A 352-nucleotide genomic window follows, 5' to 3' on the forward strand; every position below is an offset into this window, starting at 1 on the left:
ATTATTTCGATATTTCTGAAGCTGTCCGCCCCAGATACCGCCAAAATAAATGTAATGCCTGCCGTCCTCGTCTTTAAAAACAGTTGGATCAATACTGTAGCTGCCTTTTATGGCGTCTTTTTCAGGAACAAAAGGCCCAACGGGAGAATCTGAAACTGCTACTCCAATCTGGAAAATTCCATTGGCACGTTTGGCAGGGAAATACAGATAGTATTTTCCGTCTTTGTGCGCGGCATCAGGTGCCCACATCTGCTTTTCGGCCCAGGCAACATCATCCACATGCAATGCAACGCCATTATCAACAGCTTCCGATGAAATGTCTTCCATAGAAAAAACATGGTAATCTTCCATT

General features: G+C 44.0%; 1 protein-coding gene. It reads right to left on the reverse strand.

Annotation, left to right across the window (positions count from 1 at the left end; all coding sequences use genetic code 11):
- On the reverse strand, positions 1 to 352 hold a 352-nt coding region (locus DMB71_RS00115; protein WP_162614727.1), incomplete at both ends, for a family 43 glycosylhydrolase.

This window comes from Flavobacterium tistrianum (genome assembly GCF_003254545.1).
Lineage (GTDB): Bacteria > Bacteroidota > Bacteroidia > Flavobacteriales > Flavobacteriaceae > Flavobacterium > Flavobacterium tistrianum.